Source organism: Roseibium sp. LAB1 (genome assembly GCF_054658235.1).
In genome coordinates, this window is the sequence record NZ_BAAGIB010000004.1 from 288,765 (window position 1) to 303,176 (window position 14,412).

Sequence of the window (14,412 nt, forward strand, 5' to 3'; positions counted from 1 at the left end):
CGCCCACTTTCTTATTCAGCACAACGGGCGCCTGCAGAACTGCGTCGCCTTCGTGTGTACTGAATACCGTCAGTTTCTGTTTTTTCCGTTTCCGTTTCCGGAATTCCCTTTGCCGTTCCCGCCAGCATTGTTGTTGCCATTACCCGAGTTGCCGTTTCCATTGCCACTCGAGTTGCCGCTACCGTTACCACCGGAACTTCCGTTGCCACCAGAGTTGCCGTTACCGTTACCACCGGAATTTCCGTTACCACCGGAATTTCCGTTGCCACCGGAATTTCCGTTGCCACCGGAATTCCCGTTGCCATTGCCACCCGAGCTGTCATTCCCGTTGCCACCGGAATTGCCGTTACCATTGCCGCCGGAATTGTTGTTTCCCTTGCCGGCATTGTGGTTGGCATTGCTGGATTTCGCTTCAGCTGCGCTGGACGGTACGTTTTTGACGGCCGGTGTATCAAAGGCTGGCGCGCGCCTTACACCGGTTTTCACGGTCGGCTTGGTACGGCCTTCAACAGCAAGGCCGACACGGTTCGACGGTGCGCTGGCAGCTGCCTGGCCTGCAGTCAGATCCACTCTGTCGCCCGAGGCGAAATCCTCGACCGCGACGACACCGCGTTGAACGGAAACGCGCGCCTGTTTCGCCTGGACATTGATTTCAAATCGAGTGCCTTTGACAACGGCAGCAAAGAAAGGGGTTTCTACAGTAAAATGCGGCTGCTGCCGTTTTTCAACGTCGACCTCGATCGTGCCTTTACGCTGCAGCAATGTGGTCTTTGCCCCTGCACTGCGGAACTTTGACATTGCAAAGGTCGTGTTCGGTCCGACAGTGATGGTTTCTCCACCTCTTGCAATCAAGGCGCGGGCACCGGCCCGCGTGCCGAGGGTATAACCCTTTTCAAAGACCATTCCCTTTTTGACACGAAAGGCTTCCACACCGGGTGCAACGAAGTAAACGATGCCGGAAACGCGTTTGACGACCCAGTCCGAAGCCATTGCAGATGCCGGGTGCAAGATCAGAACTGCGAGCAAAAGAGTGCGCAGCAATGAAACCGCACCTTCCTTCACCAAACACGTACCGTCTTTTTTCATCTCGCTCTTCATCACGCTACAACCGTCATTCAACGACGTACGCCGCCCCATGGACAGACGAACAAATCCCCTGGTTTTTGTTTAACACTGCAGCGCTTAACCCAAAGTGAAGACAGTCGGTTAATATTATCAACGCTCGTTGTTATTTGCGATAAACCTAATTGACCAAGCAGAATCCATCTACGTAATCTTGCTAGATTCTGGCAACTACGTAGCTCGCACTTGTGCGCCATTCATCCAGCCGGAAGGATTGCTTGTCGTCTCTGTGTCTGGAGCCCCTGCAGCGGCGCTCCAGGCAATAATCTGAATACGAAATCTCACGTCTGAGGCCGATCGACTCCGGGATGGACCGTTACCGGCCTTTCCCTTTCCCGTTGCCACCGGAATTACCGTTACCATTCCCGCCGGAATTGCCGTTCCCATTTCCATTACCACCGGCATTCCCGTTGCCATTGCCACCGGAATTGCCGTTACCGCCGGAATTGTCATTACCACCCGAATTGCCGTTTCCGTTTCCGCCGGAATTTCCGTTGCCACCGGCATTGTTGTTGCCATTACCGGAATTGCCATTGCCTGAGTTGCCGTTGCCACGGGAATTGCCCTTGCCTTCGGATCGGGAATTAAAAGAATTCCCACGGCTTTTGTTATTGGCAGTTCTAGCTTCGTCCCTGGTTGCAGGCACGTTCTTCACGACACGCGTTTCAAATGCGGGCGCCCTTTTCGGTCCGGACCGAACTTCGGGCTTGGTCTTGCCGCTGACAGACAGTCCAACTCGGCGGGAAGGGCTGGTTGCCGCCGCCTGACCTGCACCAACATCGGCGCGGTCACCGGAGGCGAAGTCGTGAACACCGACGACGCCGCGGCCTACCTTGATGGACGCGGCCCTGTTACCCACGCGGACGCTGAACCGGGTGCCTTTGACAACAGCGGCCAGAAACGGGGTTTCCACCTTGAAGTGCCGATACCACCGGCGCTTAACGTCAACATCCACCTGACCACGATCCTGGTAAATTACCATCCGTTTGATCAGAACACCCTTGGGTTCAAGCGTGACGACAGAATTCGGTGAAACGACAAAAGTTTCTTCGCCCCGATTGATAACCACACGGCCACCACCGGTCTTCAGCTTCCAGCCCTTGCGGACCGTCATGCCGCGTTTGACAGCGAACGTTTCACCCGTCCGCGTTTGCACCATGACCCGCCCGCTGACCCGCTCGACAGACCAGTTCCACGGCGTAGCACCTGTTTCAACGCTTTGAGAAACGGCTTGTTGCGAAAACCAGAAGATCAGGAGAGCAGCAAGCAATAGTGATGCTGCCAGGCGGACCTGAACGTCCCGGAAGTGTCCAGCGTAGCCAGACTTTGCAGTAATACAAATGGCCTGACTGGAGCGATTTACGATCATTTTGCTGGACATAACAGCCCCCTCATGGCCCGATTTCGAACCTCGGCAAGCTATTCCGCCCCCGTTAACAAGACTTGAATTATATTTCGAAATCTTGCTGCTTCATACTTTTAGTAAAAATTGTTCTATTTTCTAACGTTTCTGAACTTTTCAAATATTAGATAAAATTTTAATATTAAAACTATTCAAGATTGTGTTTGTGAGCATTTGTGGAAACCCCTCAATCATAGATACCTGTGCTGCTGCGTCAAAACGACGGCACCTGTTTGAAAAATTTATTTTCAGACACTGCAATAAACTTGGTCTGGCGCCCGAAGGCGTCGGGCGATGTCAGGCTCTGCCCGAGATCATTTGCCTTACTTCAAGCAGGCGCCAACAGTTCCTTTTCCACCGCCTTGAAGATTTCGACCTGGTCGATGTTCATCTGCTCGACCCCGCACCGAACGGCTTTTTCGAATATCTCTCGCTCAGAGCCAGCATAGAACATTTGGGTAATCAACCCGGCCTGCTTCGCCTCGTTGATCAACTTTTCTTCAAGATCGTCTTCATGGAATTCCAGAATATGCGCACCCTGGGCGACAGCGCGTTCCACCGACCCAACATGGGCGAAGAGAACCATGCGTCTAAGGTCAGGTACCTTTGCGCGTGCTTCGGCGCGGATTGCCTGGTCGAAAGAAAAGGTCCAGGCATCGTTCAGCATGCCGCGGATAGCCAGCATATCCCGAATTTCAGCGGGATCGCCTTCCTTGATTTCAACATAAGTGCCGATACGGCCCTTACAGGTATCCAGAAATACGTCGAGCCTTGGGACACCTTCGCCCTTGAAAGCCTCCTTGAACCAGCTCCCGGCATCAAGACGGTCGATTTCATCGGACGTCATATCGGAAATACGTCCGGTACCATCGGTCGTCCGCTCAACAGTCGCGTCATGCATCACGTATAGGATGCCATCCTTCGACGGTCGCACATCCAACTCGACAACCTCTGCTCCCAGTGCAATGGCTCCTTCGAGAGAGGCGATCGTGTTTTCCGGAGCATGAAGACTGGCTCCGCGGTGGCACACAACGACGGCTTGTTTCACGTTTATGTCTCCTGTGTCTCCAGACTGTTGTCCGGAGCTTCGATGGGGCTAGCAGAACACCATTTGAAAGGGAAGTGCTGCAAACATGTGCCTGAATTTCTTGATGAAACGATGACACTGCAACTTCCATCGCAAATTCATGCACTTGCCCGTTTCAGCAACCGGTAATTGAAAGAACTCATCATTCGCCTCTGATCTGGAATTCTATCCCGATTCTCAATGGGTGCGGCATGACGGCCGGGCTACGTGTTTCACCTATTGAAATTTTATACAAGATCACGAAATCAACGAGGGACGGATCGAGCCCGTCATTGTTCAACATTTACGAACAGTCAGTCAAATTGCACCGCACAATTTTGTTCCTATGTTCCAGCCTGCAGCGTTCATGAGCGAACGCTTCTGGTAACATCTATGAGGTTTGATCATGATCCGTCTCGCAGCTTCTGCGCTTGCCCTTTCCCTCGTCGCGGGCACAGCCCTCGCCGAACCGGTTGCCTACGACTTCGACAAGTCCCACGCCAACCTGGCTTTCTCCTATAACCACCTTGGCTATTCCACGACCGAAGGCCGCTTTGGTGATTGGGAAGGCACGCTGCTGATCGACAAGGATACGCCTGCCAATTCCTCCATCGAATTCACGATCGACGTTGGCAGCCTCGACACCTTCTGGGCAGAGCGGAACGCACACTTCCTGAGCGCGGACTTCTTTGACGCCGAAAAGTTCCCGAAGGCGACCTTCAAGAGCACCAAGGTCGAAAAGACCGGTGACAACCAGCTTGAAGTGACAGGCGACCTGACCATCAAGGACATCACCAAGCCGGTGACCCTGACCGTTGACGTAACCGCACTTGGTGAGCATCCGATGGCCAAGAAAGAAGCAGCTGGCTTCGCCGTTTCCACCGTTCTGAAGCGGTCCGACTATGGAATGGACATGTATGCTCCCTATGTAGGAGACGAAGTCACCGTCACCTTCCATTCCGAAGCTCTCAAGGCTGACGCGACCAACTGATCTGACACCCGCGGAGGCCGGGTCGCCCGGCCTCCGTTTTGCAGGAGCTGCCATGCTGCGCAACACTTCAACCGGGTACGGACGGATCGCCATCGCATTTCACTGGACGATGGCCGTGCTGATCATCGGCATGCTTGGCCTCGGCCTTTACATGCACCAGCTTCCCCAGACCGACCAGGCAACCTTTGAATTGTACCAGTTGCACAAGTCGTTTGGCTTTGTCGTGCTGACCCTTGCGGTCCTGCGTCTTGCCTGGCGCCTTCTCAATCCTTCGCCGAAACTGCCCGAGAACATGCACCCGCTGGAAAAGGCTGGGGCGCATCTGGGTCATGTCGGGCTCTACGCCCTCCTGTTCGCGCTGCCCCTGACCGGCTGGTTCATGGTGTCAGCATCGCCTTGGGGCATTCCGACAATTCTGTTCAACACCTGGCCGGTTCCACATCTTCCGGTACCGGGGATGCTGGGCACCCAGGAACAGGCCGAAAGCTTCTTCAAGCTGCTGCATGAATATGGCGCTTATCTGCTGATCGCGCTGATTGTGGTTCATGTCGCCGCAGCTTTGAAACACCATTTCATCGCCCGCGACGCCACCTTGAAACGCATGATTTCAACGTCTCCGGCCAAGGCCGACAGCTGACAACACGAACTGGAAATCCGCAGATGACATTGAAGCATTTCACCTATGCCGTGGCAGTCCTGTCGGCAACCACATTCACTGCGCCGGCCTTTGCCGACACCTGGAAGGTCGATCCGGACAAGAGCAAGCTCGGTTTCGAGGTCAAACAGGGCGGGAGTACACTGACGGGTGTCTTCGCGTCCTGGGAAGCAGACATCGAATTCGACCCGGCCTCTCCCGAGACCGCAAAGATCAGCGCCGACATCAAACCGATGAGCGCCACGACCGGCAATGCGCAGTTCGATGGAACCCTGCCGGGCAAGGACTGGTTCAACGCAGGCGACTTTCCGACTGCTGAATTCAAGTCCGACTCGGTCGAACTTGTCGAAGGCAACAGCTACCGGGCTGAAGGAACGCTCTCCATCAAAGGCATTTCCCAGCCGGTCGAGATGGATTTCACGCTCGACATCGCCGGCGACACAGCAACTGCCAAGGGCACGGCAATCGTCAACCGGCTGGATTATCAGCTCGGTAGCGGCGTTGGCACCGACACTGTCGGAGACATTGTCACGGTGACCCTGGACCTCACGGCGATCCGCTGACAGCCTACCGGCATTCAGGACTTCCGGCTCCGACCATTTGATCAGGCTGCGGTACTTGGCGTCCGCAGCCTTTTTGCCGTATGAGAACAGCACTCAACGTTCCAGCGCTTCCGGATGAAAAGGGAAGCAGCCAGATCAGGAAAGCCTCCTATGAACGCTCCGCTCACACCTCCTGCCTATCAGCACAGCGCTCTTTTTCCCCAGGGAGAAGACAAGACACCGTACCGGAAACTGACTTCGGACCACGTCAAGACAGCCGAGTTCAACGGCGAAGAGGTGCTGGTCGTAGAAGCTGAAGGCCTTCGGCTGCTTGCCGAAGAGGCTTTCAAGGACATCAACCATTTCCTGCGACCCGGTCACCTGGAACAGCTGAAGAAGATCCTCGACGATCCGGAAGCTACGGAGAACGACAAATTCGTCGCATTCGATCTTCTCAAGAATGCGAACATCGCCTCGCATGGCGTTCTGCCGATGTGCCAGGACACGGGCACCGCGATCATCATGGGCAAGAAGGGTCGCAGGGTCTGGACCGACGGTTCCGACGAGGCCGCGCTCGGCGAAGGCTCCCGTGACGCCTACTTCAAGAAGAACCTGCGTTATTCTCAGCTCGCGCCGATTTCCATGTTCGAGGAAAAGAACACCAGCAACAACATGCCGGCACAGATCGAGCTCTATGCCGAAGGTGAAGATGCCTACAAGTTCCTGTTCATGGCAAAGGGCGGCGGTTCGGCAAACAAGACCTTCCTGTTCCAGGGCACGCCCTCGCTGCTGACCCACGATCGGCTGGTGGAATTCCTGAAGGAAAAGATCCTCACGCTTGGCACCGCGGCCTGCCCACCCTATCACCTTGCGATCGTTATCGGCGGCACGTCCGCGGAAATGAACCTGAAGACGGCAAAGCTGGCGTCCGCACGTTATCTCGACGGTTTGCCGACGCATGGGTCGGAACTCGGCCATGCCTTCCGCGATCTTGAACTGGAAGCCGAGATCCACAAACTGACCCAGGCAACCGGTGTCGGCGCCCAGTTCGGCGGCAAGTATTTCTGCCACGACGTGCGCGTCATCCGCCTGCCCCGCCACGGTGCCTCTCTGCCGATTGGCCTCGCCGTCTCCTGCTCTGCGGACAGGCAAGCCGTCGGCAAGATCACCAAGGACGGGATTTTCCTGGAACAGCTCGAGATGCATCCGGAAAAATACCTTCCGGAGGTAACCGACGACCATCTGTCCGACAATGTGGTCAAGATCGACCTCACACGGCCGATGCCGGAAATTCTGGGTGAACTTTCCAAACACCCGATCAAGACAAGGCTTTCCCTGTCCGGCCCGTTGATTGTTGCCCGTGACCTTGCCCATTCCAAGCTGCGTGACCGGCTGGAAAGCGGCGAGCCTCTGCCTGACTATTTCAAGAACCACCCGATCTATTACGCAGGTCCTGCCAAAACACCGGAAGGGATGCCATCGGGTTCCTTCGGTCCGACCACGGCCGGGCGCATGGACGCCTATGTCGACCAGTTCCAGGCAGCCGGTGGCTCCATGGTCATGCTGGCCAAGGGCAACCGGTCCGCGCAGGTGCGCCGCGCCTGCCAGGCCCATGGTGGTTTCTATCTCGGTTCCATCGGCGGCCCGGCCGCACGTCTGGCGCAGGATTGCATCAAGAAGGTGGAAGTGGTCGAGTTCGAGGAACTCGGCATGGAAGCTGTCTGGCGGATCGAAGTCGAAGATTTTCCGGCCTTCATCGTCATCGACGACAAGGGCAACGACTTCTTCAAGGAACTGAACCTCGGCTGAGTGACGTCTCACACCGAGCGACGCAGACCCGCGACCACCGGCCGCGGGTTTCTTTTTGTTCACACCGTCCTGCCGCGCGTACCGCCAAGCACCGTCCGGGAACCCGGTGCACCGCAGTGAGCACCGGATCAAAATGATTCGTGTAATGGCGGGAAAGGCGTAAACACCGGCCTAGATGGCCATCGTTTTTTGCCAAATCCGGGAAATTCGGCAACTACAGCGAGTAGGCGTGCAGCCATCGCGTTTTTCACGAAAAATTCGTTGCAATTTCAGCACAGATGCCAGTCTTGGATCGCACTCACATCAACGTGAGATTTTCCCCAAGCCCGTTTTGAGACATACTTATTAAGAGAGCAGCAAGGACATTTTCGTAACGTAACTTTGATTGAGAATCGCATCGTTGAGGCACGAGCCCGGTGCTGATGGGGGATCGGAATGAAGAAACTACTTTTTGTAATGGTTGCGGTTCTGGCGGGCGCATTCGCGCTGACAGCCCAGGCTGCGCCGCGATATGGCTATTTTGACCATAGCACGAACACCTGGGTCACACCGAAATACCACCCGGGCGGACCGTCTCCGGTCAAGCGCAAGCGCGTTAAATACGATGGTCCCTACCCTGCGGGCACGATCATCATCGATACGTCCGAGCGCCGTCTGTATCATGTTTTGCCGGGTGGCAAGGCAATGAAATACGGCGTCGGCGTCGGCAAGGAAGGCTTCCAGTGGGCCGGTACGCACCGGATCACCCGCAAGGCGGAATGGCCGAGCTGGACTCCGCCCTCGCAGATGCGTGCTCGTGAGCGTGCGAAGGGCCGCATCCTTCCGGCTTACATGCCGGGCGGACCAAACAATCCAATGGGTGCACGGGCGATGTACATCGGCTCGACCCTTTACCGCATTCACGGCACAACCGAACCGTGGACCATCGGCTCCGCTGTTTCCTCGGGCTGCATCCGTCTGGCAAACGAAGACGTGATCCACCTTTACAACAGCGTCACGGTTGGTTCGAAGGTTATCGTGAAGCGCTAAACCCGCTTTACGATCTATCGACAGGAAAAGCCGGGCTCTGCCCGGCTTTTTTCGTTTTCAGCGTCATGACTTTAGCCGCTCAGGTGTCGGGGCAATGGGAGCTGATCAGCAGGGCTGCCGCATCCTTGGCCGCCATGGAAGGATCAGGATCAAACCCCATCTGTGCGGCAACAATCGCCCCCTCCTTCAGCAGAAGGAGCTGACGTGCGAGCAGTTCAGGCTGGCGCGCGTGCGCCCTCTCCGCAAGGTTCTTGAACGCCGCCAGAAGCATGCGTTTGTGCTCGGTAGACTGGCAATAGGCCGGATGACCAGGGTCCTGGAATTCTGCCGACGCCTTGATGAACATGCAGCCTCTGAAATCGGGTTCCTCGAACCATTCCTTCAGAATGTCGAACACTGCCAGCAGTTTGTCCTTCGGAGGCAGATCACATTCGTCCAGCTTGCGCAAAAACCAGTTCCGGAACGTTTCGTCCCGATACCTCAACACCGCCAGGATCAGATCATCCTTGGTCCTGAAGTGCTTGAACATCGTTGTCTTGGATATGCCCGTTTCGGCAACAAGTGCATCCATGCCAGTCGCATGAAAACCATCTCTATAAAAGACAGCCAGCGACTTGCGCACCAATTCATCGCGTTTGCTCGGTCGCATCAACTTCCTTTCTGTACTGAACAGTAAATAGACAAATTCAGGTCCACATTCAAGAGCGGGTCAAAAACTCCCTGTCTTTCGTCAGTTCATCCTTCCGATCACGGATTGATGATGCCATTTGAGAAAAATACGCCTTGCTTTTGTGAACAGATCAGTACACATAAGAAATCATAACTGAACAGATCGGTACACAAACATCTGTTTTCACACTGCGAGGCAGACCCCATGTTCTCTCCAAGACCTGCATATCCGCGTGGCACTTATCTCTTTGGTGCGTTCGTCGCCGGAGCTCTTCTGATCACCTCGGCCATGCGGCCGGCACCCCAGCTGGAAGATGCACGCCTTCATGCCGGGTTGGCCTCATCCCCTCAGATCCATACCCTGGAGCTTGCACGATGACCGAACAGCGCCCCCCGCTGCCCCCTTTTACGCTCGATACCGCCCGCCAGAAGGTTCGTGCCGCGGAAGACGGCTGGAACAGCCGGAACCCGGAAAAGGTCTCCCTTGCCTACACGCCGGACACCATCTGGCGGAACCGGTCCGACTTTCCGGTCGGACGGCAACAAGTGGTGGATTTTTTGACAAGCAAGTGGCAGCGAGAGCTTGAATACAGGTTGATCAAGGAACTCTGGACCTTTGCCGGCAACCGGATCGCCGTGCGTTTTGCCTATGAATGGCATAATGCCGAAGGACAATGGCATCGGTCCTACGGCAACGAGAATTGGGAATTTGCTCCCAATGGTCTGATGCATCGCCGCTTTGCCAGCATCAATGATCTCGCCATTTCGGCAAACGAACGAAAGATGCACTGGCCCCAGGGCCCGCGTCCGGCGGACCACCCCGGTCTCAGTGAACTCGGTCTCTAAACGTTCGCCGCTCAATTGAAGACATATGCCGCACCCAGTGACATCAGGGGCGATTAGAGCACCGGTTCCCGGCCAAAAGCCGGGCACCGGCTGCCAACTTCGGACTGACTTCAGTGTGCCGTCAGGACAATTTCGCCGTCATGCAGGAAACAGCCCTTGTTGAAGAGCGATAGATCGACAGGATTTGTTGACCGCACATCGGCAAATCCAGGCACGGCTTTGGTCTGGGGATCGAAGCTTCTGTGTACCTGCGACAGGAAGACGAGGGTCGCGCACTGCATGGTGGCGAACCGCCTCAAATCGTCGATCTGGTCACCAAGCGGAGGTTGCGAACGTTGCTGGTCCATGACCTGCAGATAGTCGATCACGGCGATGGTGCCAGGCGTCGCATTTGCGAGAGCTTCCCGGATGGTTCGTGCACATACGCTGTCGGTTAGTTCTATCCGGAACTTTCCCGTTTGTTCCAGCTCGTGATAGCCGCTGTCTGACAGTTTGGACCGGACGTCGCGATAAGAACATTCGGATGAAAAGAAGACGGAATACCGTCCGGTCCTTGCCGCTTCGGCAAGCAGTTCAAGCCCAAGTACGGTTTTGCCGTGACCGGGCCTTGCTCCGAGGATCACCATGTCGCCGGGCGCAAGCGCGGACAGCAGGCTGACCGACGGACCGGTCTCGCGACCGGCCGATGAAAGATGGCTCCAGCTTCTGAAGCCTTCCCGCGCAGCAATTTCGTCCAGCGACTGGCTCAGAGTGATGGACTTGCGCCTTGCCATCACTCGGGCTTCTCGCTTCAGACGGAAAATGGGTGCAGAGAATTTCATGGTGCGACCTCCAGATCGCGTGCAACTGCCGCAGTCCCTCCTTATGCGAATGCACGATCACCTGGTTGCCAACCTGAAGTGACCCTGCAGTTCGGCTGCTGCTCCAGTGGAGGGGGATGGCGCGGGTCGAGCCATGTTCTTTCTAGCAGATTCTATCAGGCTCAAGCCATCCCGGCCCTGCCTGCCCTCATCAACGATCCCGGCTCAAACCCTTGTCTGCAAGTTCCTGCAGGTAGACACCCCAATGCGCGTCCGGGTCTCTGCCAAGGTCGAGAAAATACGTCCAGGTGAATATCCCGGAATTATGCATGTCGTCGAAATGGATACGGACCGCATAGTTGCCGACGGGTTCGATCTTCATGATCTCCACATTGCGCTTGCCCGGCACAGTCTGCTTCTGAGACGGGTTGTGCCCCTTCACTTCCGCCGAAGGGGAACACACACGCAGATACTCGGCAGACAGGTCGTGCCGTTCGCCGGTGTTGAAGGCGACGGTCAGGCTCTTCCTGTCTTTGGCTACACGCAGTTCCGTCGGCCAGGGCGCGGTCGGGTCGGTCATGTCCGGGTCCTTTGATTCCACCCGGCCTCCTGTGCCGGGACTTGTGCGCGGACGATACCGGTGGCATGCCAGCCGTCAAGCGGCGTCTTGTCCCGCCTGCTTCACGGCCTCGTAGCCTTCCAGAGCCGCCTTGCGGGCATTGGCATGATCGACCAACGGCTTCGGATAGGTCTTGCCGAGCGTGATCCCGGCCTTTTTCAAGGCTTCGGCAGGCGCATCGAACGGCGCGAACAGATAATGCGTGTCCAGTTCGCGCAGTTCGGGAACCCACATGCGGATATAGGCGCCCTCGGGATCGAATTTCTCGCCCTGAGTGATCGGATTGAACACCCTGAAATAGGGAGCGGCATCGGCACCGGATCCTGCGACCCACTGCCAGCTTGCAGAATTGTTGGCAAGATCCGCGTCCACCAGCGTATCCCGAAACCAGGCTTCACCATGGTGCCAGTGGATGCGCAGATGCTTGATCAGGAAACTCGCCACGATCATGCGCACCCTGTTGTGCATGTAGCCCGTCTGCCAGAGTTCACGCATGCCGGCGTCGACAATCGGATAGCCTGTCTGTCCCTGCTGCCACTTCTCCAGGTCCTCCCCCGGTTCCTGCCAGGGATAGGCATCAAACGTGGGGCGCCAATTGTCGGATGGCAGTTTCGGGAAATGGTATAACAGGTGATAGGCAAACTCCCGCCAGGCTATCTCGGACAGGAATTTCATTCCGTCACCGGCAACCGACGACTTCCCGTCAATTGCTTTCTGCGTTGCATGCCAGATCTGACGTGGTGAAATTTCGCCGAAGTGGAGATGCGGCGACAGGCGTGACACGTTGGGCAGATCCGGTCTGTTGCGCAACGTGCCGTATCCCTTCAACCCTTCTTCGAAAAAATTGACGAGCCGCTCAGAAGCACCTTTTTCACCCGGCTGCCAGCAATCGCCCCAACCGGCTGCCCAGTTCGGCTTTTTGGGCAAAAGGTCAAAGCTGTCCAATTCCTCACCACCGTTGTAATCGGCAAATTCCAGTTCCTCCGGCGCCGGCAGAGCCGCAGCGATATCAAGCTGCTGCGCTGCCTTCCAGAACGGCGAATACACCTTGAACGGACCACCGGATTTCGTCTGCAATTCCCAGGGCTCGAACAGCAGCGACGCCTTGAAGCTTTTGACGTCTCGTCCGTCGTCTTTCAGCGCCGCCTTCAAATCGGTGTCTCTTTCGATCGCGTGCGGTTCGTAGCAGCGATTCCAGTAGACCGCATCGACGTCACACTCCTGCGCGAGCTTCGGAATCAGATGCCTCGCGCTGCCTCGCAGGAAAACCAGACCTGGCAGATCCCGTTTCAATGCCGCCAGGCTGTGATGAAGCCACCATCGGCTCGCTCCGCCCAGCGGGTGTGTTTCTCCAGTCTGGTCCGCCGCCTCGAGAATGAACACAGGAAGGACCGAACCGTTGCGAGCCGCCAAGTAAAGGGCCGGATTGTCCGTGACACGTAAGTCCTGTCGAAACCAAACAAGTGTTGTCATGCTGCTCCTGCCAATTGCTACAGCCCAGATACGCGGCATATCGCAATCGGATCAATGGCGTGAGAGATTTGGTGGCTCTATTGCGGCCGAAAGCGGCAACACGGCCCTGCTCTCCTGATTGTGACGGACCCTCACGCCCCGCAGGTCCAGACCGGCTGTGGAATTTCCTTCGACAGTTAGGCACCATGCAGCACTTTCCAAGGGAATTGACAAAAGTACACCGGTAAGTTTACCTGATGCCGTAAACCGGACATTTGCAGTCCGGTTTCAATTGATCTTGCCCGTATCAACGCCATATGATCTGGATAAGATAAAATCGAGGGAGAGCGAAACGTGACAGACGGCAAGATTGTGGTCCCGGCACAAGCGGCAACCGGACAGGCTGGTCCGCACGCACCGATGATTGATCCCTTCGGCCGCGCCGTCACCTATCTGCGCGTCTCCGTGACCGACCGTTGCGATTTCCGCTGTGTCTATTGCATGGCGGAAGACATGACCTTCCTGCCAAAACGTGAAGTGCTGAGCCTGGAAGAGCTCGACCGCCTGTGCACGGCCTTTATTGAAAAAGGCGTCCGGAAACTTCGCCTGACCGGCGGTGAACCGCTGGTGCGCAAGAATATCATGAGCCTGATCCGCAGCCTTGGGCGGCATCTGGACAGCGGTGCCCTGGAAGAACTGACACTCACCACCAACGGTTCGCAGCTCGCCCGTTACGCGCAGGAACTGTACGATTGCGGTGTGCGCCGGATCAATGTGTCGATCGATACGCTCGATCCGCAGAAATTCAAGACCGTCACCCGATGGGGGGACCTCGGCAAGGTCATGGACGGGATCCGCGCGGCAACTGCAGCGGGCCTCCAGATCAAGATCAACATGGTTGCGCTGAAGGACGTCAACGAGCACGAGATCGAAACCATGCTGAAGTGGTGTCACGATCACGGCCATGACCTGACACTGATCGAGACCATGCCCTTGGGCGAGATCGATGGCGACCGCACCGACCAGTATCTGCCGCTGTCCACCGTTCGAGCGCGTCTGTCCGAACAATTCACGCTCACGGACATCCCCTACAAGACCGGTGGTCCGGCCCGGTATGTGACGATCGAGGAGACCGGTGGCCGCCTCGGGTTCATTACGCCCATGACGCATAACTTCTGCGAAAGCTGCAATCGGGTGCGCGTCACCTGCACGGGCCAGCTTTACATGTGCCTTGGTCAGGAAGACATGTCGGATCTTCGCGCGCCGCTGCGTGCCTCGGAAGGCAACGACCTGCTGAACGATGCGATCGACGAAGCCATTGGCCGCAAGCCAAAAGGGCATGATTTCGTAATCGACCGGGACCGCAAGCAGCCTGCCGTTTCCCGGCACATGAGTGTTACCGGCGGTTAG

Annotated in this window: 15 protein-coding genes; 8 read left to right on the forward strand and 7 right to left on the reverse strand. The window is 56.5% G+C overall.

Features of this window, described 5'->3' with window-relative positions; translation table 11 throughout:
* Positions 1 to 69 precede the first annotated feature (69 nt).
* From ACYQ54_RS22725 to ACYQ54_RS22735, 3 genes are all read right to left on the reverse strand, one after another.
* Complete coding sequence (locus tag ACYQ54_RS22725) at positions 70 to 1,086, reverse strand: FecR domain-containing protein (RefSeq protein ID WP_460086550.1); 1,017 nt, start codon at positions 1,084 to 1,086, stop codon at positions 70 to 72.
* 352 nt (positions 1,087 to 1,438) lie between these two features.
* Positions 1,439 to 2,503: a FecR domain-containing protein gene (locus ACYQ54_RS22730; protein ID WP_460086552.1), complete on the reverse strand. Its 1,065-nt coding sequence runs from the start codon at positions 2,501 to 2,503 to the stop codon at positions 1,439 to 1,441.
* Between the two features lie 349 nt (positions 2,504 to 2,852).
* Positions 2,853 to 3,572 carry a glycerophosphodiester phosphodiesterase family protein gene (locus ACYQ54_RS22735; RefSeq protein ID WP_460086553.1) on the reverse strand — a complete coding sequence of 240 codons (720 nt, stop codon included), beginning with the start codon at positions 3,570 to 3,572 and terminating at the stop codon, positions 2,853 to 2,855.
* Between the two features lie 424 nt (positions 3,573 to 3,996).
* On the opposite strand from ACYQ54_RS22735, the gene ACYQ54_RS22740 reads away from it, so the two are divergent.
* The 5 genes from ACYQ54_RS22740 (at position 3,997) to ACYQ54_RS22760 (ending at position 8,616) form a co-directional block, all read left to right on the forward strand.
* A complete protein-coding gene (locus ACYQ54_RS22740; protein WP_460086554.1) occupies positions 3,997 to 4,581 on the forward strand; it encodes a YceI family protein in 585 nt (194 codons plus the stop codon).
* A 52-nt stretch (positions 4,582 to 4,633) separates the two neighbouring features.
* Complete coding sequence (locus ACYQ54_RS22745; RefSeq protein ID WP_460086556.1) at positions 4,634 to 5,218, forward strand: cytochrome b; 585 nt, start codon at positions 4,634 to 4,636, stop codon at positions 5,216 to 5,218.
* A gap of 23 nt (positions 5,219 to 5,241) precedes the next feature.
* Positions 5,242 to 5,799, forward strand: coding sequence for a YceI family protein (locus tag ACYQ54_RS22750; protein ID WP_460086558.1), 558 nt, complete (start codon positions 5,242 to 5,244; stop codon positions 5,797 to 5,799).
* A 150-nt stretch (positions 5,800 to 5,949) separates the two neighbouring features.
* Positions 5,950 to 7,587 carry a fumarate hydratase gene (locus tag ACYQ54_RS22755; RefSeq protein ID WP_460086560.1) on the forward strand — a complete coding sequence of 546 codons (1,638 nt, stop codon included), beginning with the start codon at positions 5,950 to 5,952 and terminating at the stop codon, positions 7,585 to 7,587.
* A 435-nt stretch (positions 7,588 to 8,022) separates the two neighbouring features.
* Positions 8,023 to 8,616 carry a L,D-transpeptidase gene (locus ACYQ54_RS22760; protein WP_460086562.1) on the forward strand — a complete coding sequence of 198 codons (594 nt, stop codon included), beginning with the start codon at positions 8,023 to 8,025 and terminating at the stop codon, positions 8,614 to 8,616.
* 79 nt (positions 8,617 to 8,695) lie between these two features.
* Here the strand turns inward: ACYQ54_RS22760 and ACYQ54_RS22765 are convergent, their stop codons facing one another.
* On the reverse strand, positions 8,696 to 9,265 hold the full coding sequence (locus ACYQ54_RS22765) for a TetR/AcrR family transcriptional regulator (protein ID WP_460086564.1): 570 nt from the start codon (positions 9,263 to 9,265) through the stop codon (positions 8,696 to 8,698).
* A gap of 225 nt (positions 9,266 to 9,490) precedes the next feature.
* Here ACYQ54_RS22765 and ACYQ54_RS22770 point away from each other — a divergent pair, with 225 nt between their 5' ends.
* The gene (locus ACYQ54_RS22770; protein ID WP_460086566.1) at positions 9,491 to 9,664 is read left to right on the forward strand and encodes a hypothetical protein; all 174 of its coding nucleotides are present in this window, start codon (positions 9,491 to 9,493) and stop codon (positions 9,662 to 9,664) included.
* Positions 9,661 to 10,131, forward strand: coding sequence for a nuclear transport factor 2 family protein (locus ACYQ54_RS22775; RefSeq protein ID WP_460086567.1), 471 nt, complete (start codon positions 9,661 to 9,663; stop codon positions 10,129 to 10,131). The genes ACYQ54_RS22770 and ACYQ54_RS22775 overlap by 4 nt, the downstream gene beginning before the upstream one ends.
* 110 nt (positions 10,132 to 10,241) lie before the next feature.
* Here the strand turns inward: ACYQ54_RS22775 and ACYQ54_RS22780 are convergent, their stop codons facing one another.
* The 3 genes from ACYQ54_RS22780 to ACYQ54_RS22790 form a co-directional block, all read right to left on the reverse strand.
* Positions 10,242 to 10,952, reverse strand: coding sequence for a DNA helicase (locus ACYQ54_RS22780; protein ID WP_460086570.1), 711 nt, complete (start codon positions 10,950 to 10,952; stop codon positions 10,242 to 10,244).
* Between the two features lie 190 nt (positions 10,953 to 11,142).
* On the reverse strand, positions 11,143 to 11,511 hold the full coding sequence (locus ACYQ54_RS22785) for a gamma-butyrobetaine hydroxylase family protein (protein ID WP_460086572.1): 369 nt from the start codon (positions 11,509 to 11,511) through the stop codon (positions 11,143 to 11,145).
* Positions 11,512 to 11,586: 75 nt separating this feature from the next.
* Positions 11,587 to 13,023: a cryptochrome/photolyase family protein gene (locus ACYQ54_RS22790; protein WP_460086574.1), complete on the reverse strand. Its 1,437-nt coding sequence runs from the start codon at positions 13,021 to 13,023 to the stop codon at positions 11,587 to 11,589.
* A gap of 399 nt (positions 13,024 to 13,422) precedes the next feature.
* Here ACYQ54_RS22790 and moaA point away from each other — a divergent pair, with 399 nt between their 5' ends.
* Complete coding sequence (gene moaA / locus ACYQ54_RS22795; protein WP_460087248.1) at positions 13,423 to 14,412, forward strand: GTP 3',8-cyclase MoaA; 990 nt, start codon at positions 13,423 to 13,425, stop codon at positions 14,410 to 14,412.

Bases quoted from the DNA above. Each gene is read 5' to 3' on its own strand.
- ACYQ54_RS22725 (WP_460086550.1), bottom strand. From the start codon at position 1,086: ATGAAAAAAGACGGTACGTGTTTGGTGAAGGAAGGTGCGGTTTCATTG.
- ACYQ54_RS22730 (WP_460086552.1), bottom strand. From the start codon at position 2,503: ATGTCCAGCAAAATGATCGTAAATCGCTCCAGTCAGGCCATTTGTATT.
- ACYQ54_RS22740 (WP_460086554.1), top strand. From the start codon at position 3,997: ATGATCCGTCTCGCAGCTTCTGCGCTTGCCCTTTCCCTCGTCGCGGGC.
- ACYQ54_RS22745 (WP_460086556.1), top strand. From the start codon at position 4,634: ATGCTGCGCAACACTTCAACCGGGTACGGACGGATCGCCATCGCATTT.
- ACYQ54_RS22750 (WP_460086558.1), top strand. From the start codon at position 5,242: ATGACATTGAAGCATTTCACCTATGCCGTGGCAGTCCTGTCGGCAACC.
- ACYQ54_RS22755 (WP_460086560.1), top strand. From the start codon at position 5,950: ATGAACGCTCCGCTCACACCTCCTGCCTATCAGCACAGCGCTCTTTTT.
- ACYQ54_RS22760 (WP_460086562.1), top strand. From the start codon at position 8,023: ATGAAGAAACTACTTTTTGTAATGGTTGCGGTTCTGGCGGGCGCATTC.
- ACYQ54_RS22765 (WP_460086564.1), bottom strand. From the start codon at position 9,265: ATGCGACCGAGCAAACGCGATGAATTGGTGCGCAAGTCGCTGGCTGTC.
- ACYQ54_RS22770 (WP_460086566.1), top strand. From the start codon at position 9,491: ATGTTCTCTCCAAGACCTGCATATCCGCGTGGCACTTATCTCTTTGGT.
- ACYQ54_RS22775 (WP_460086567.1), top strand. From the start codon at position 9,661: ATGACCGAACAGCGCCCCCCGCTGCCCCCTTTTACGCTCGATACCGCC.
- ACYQ54_RS22780 (WP_460086570.1), bottom strand. From the start codon at position 10,952: ATGAAATTCTCTGCACCCATTTTCCGTCTGAAGCGAGAAGCCCGAGTG.
- ACYQ54_RS22785 (WP_460086572.1), bottom strand. From the start codon at position 11,511: ATGACCGACCCGACCGCGCCCTGGCCGACGGAACTGCGTGTAGCCAAA.
- ACYQ54_RS22790 (WP_460086574.1), bottom strand. From the start codon at position 13,023: ATGACAACACTTGTTTGGTTTCGACAGGACTTACGTGTCACGGACAAT.
- moaA (WP_460087248.1), top strand. From the start codon at position 13,423: ATGATTGATCCCTTCGGCCGCGCCGTCACCTATCTGCGCGTCTCCGTG.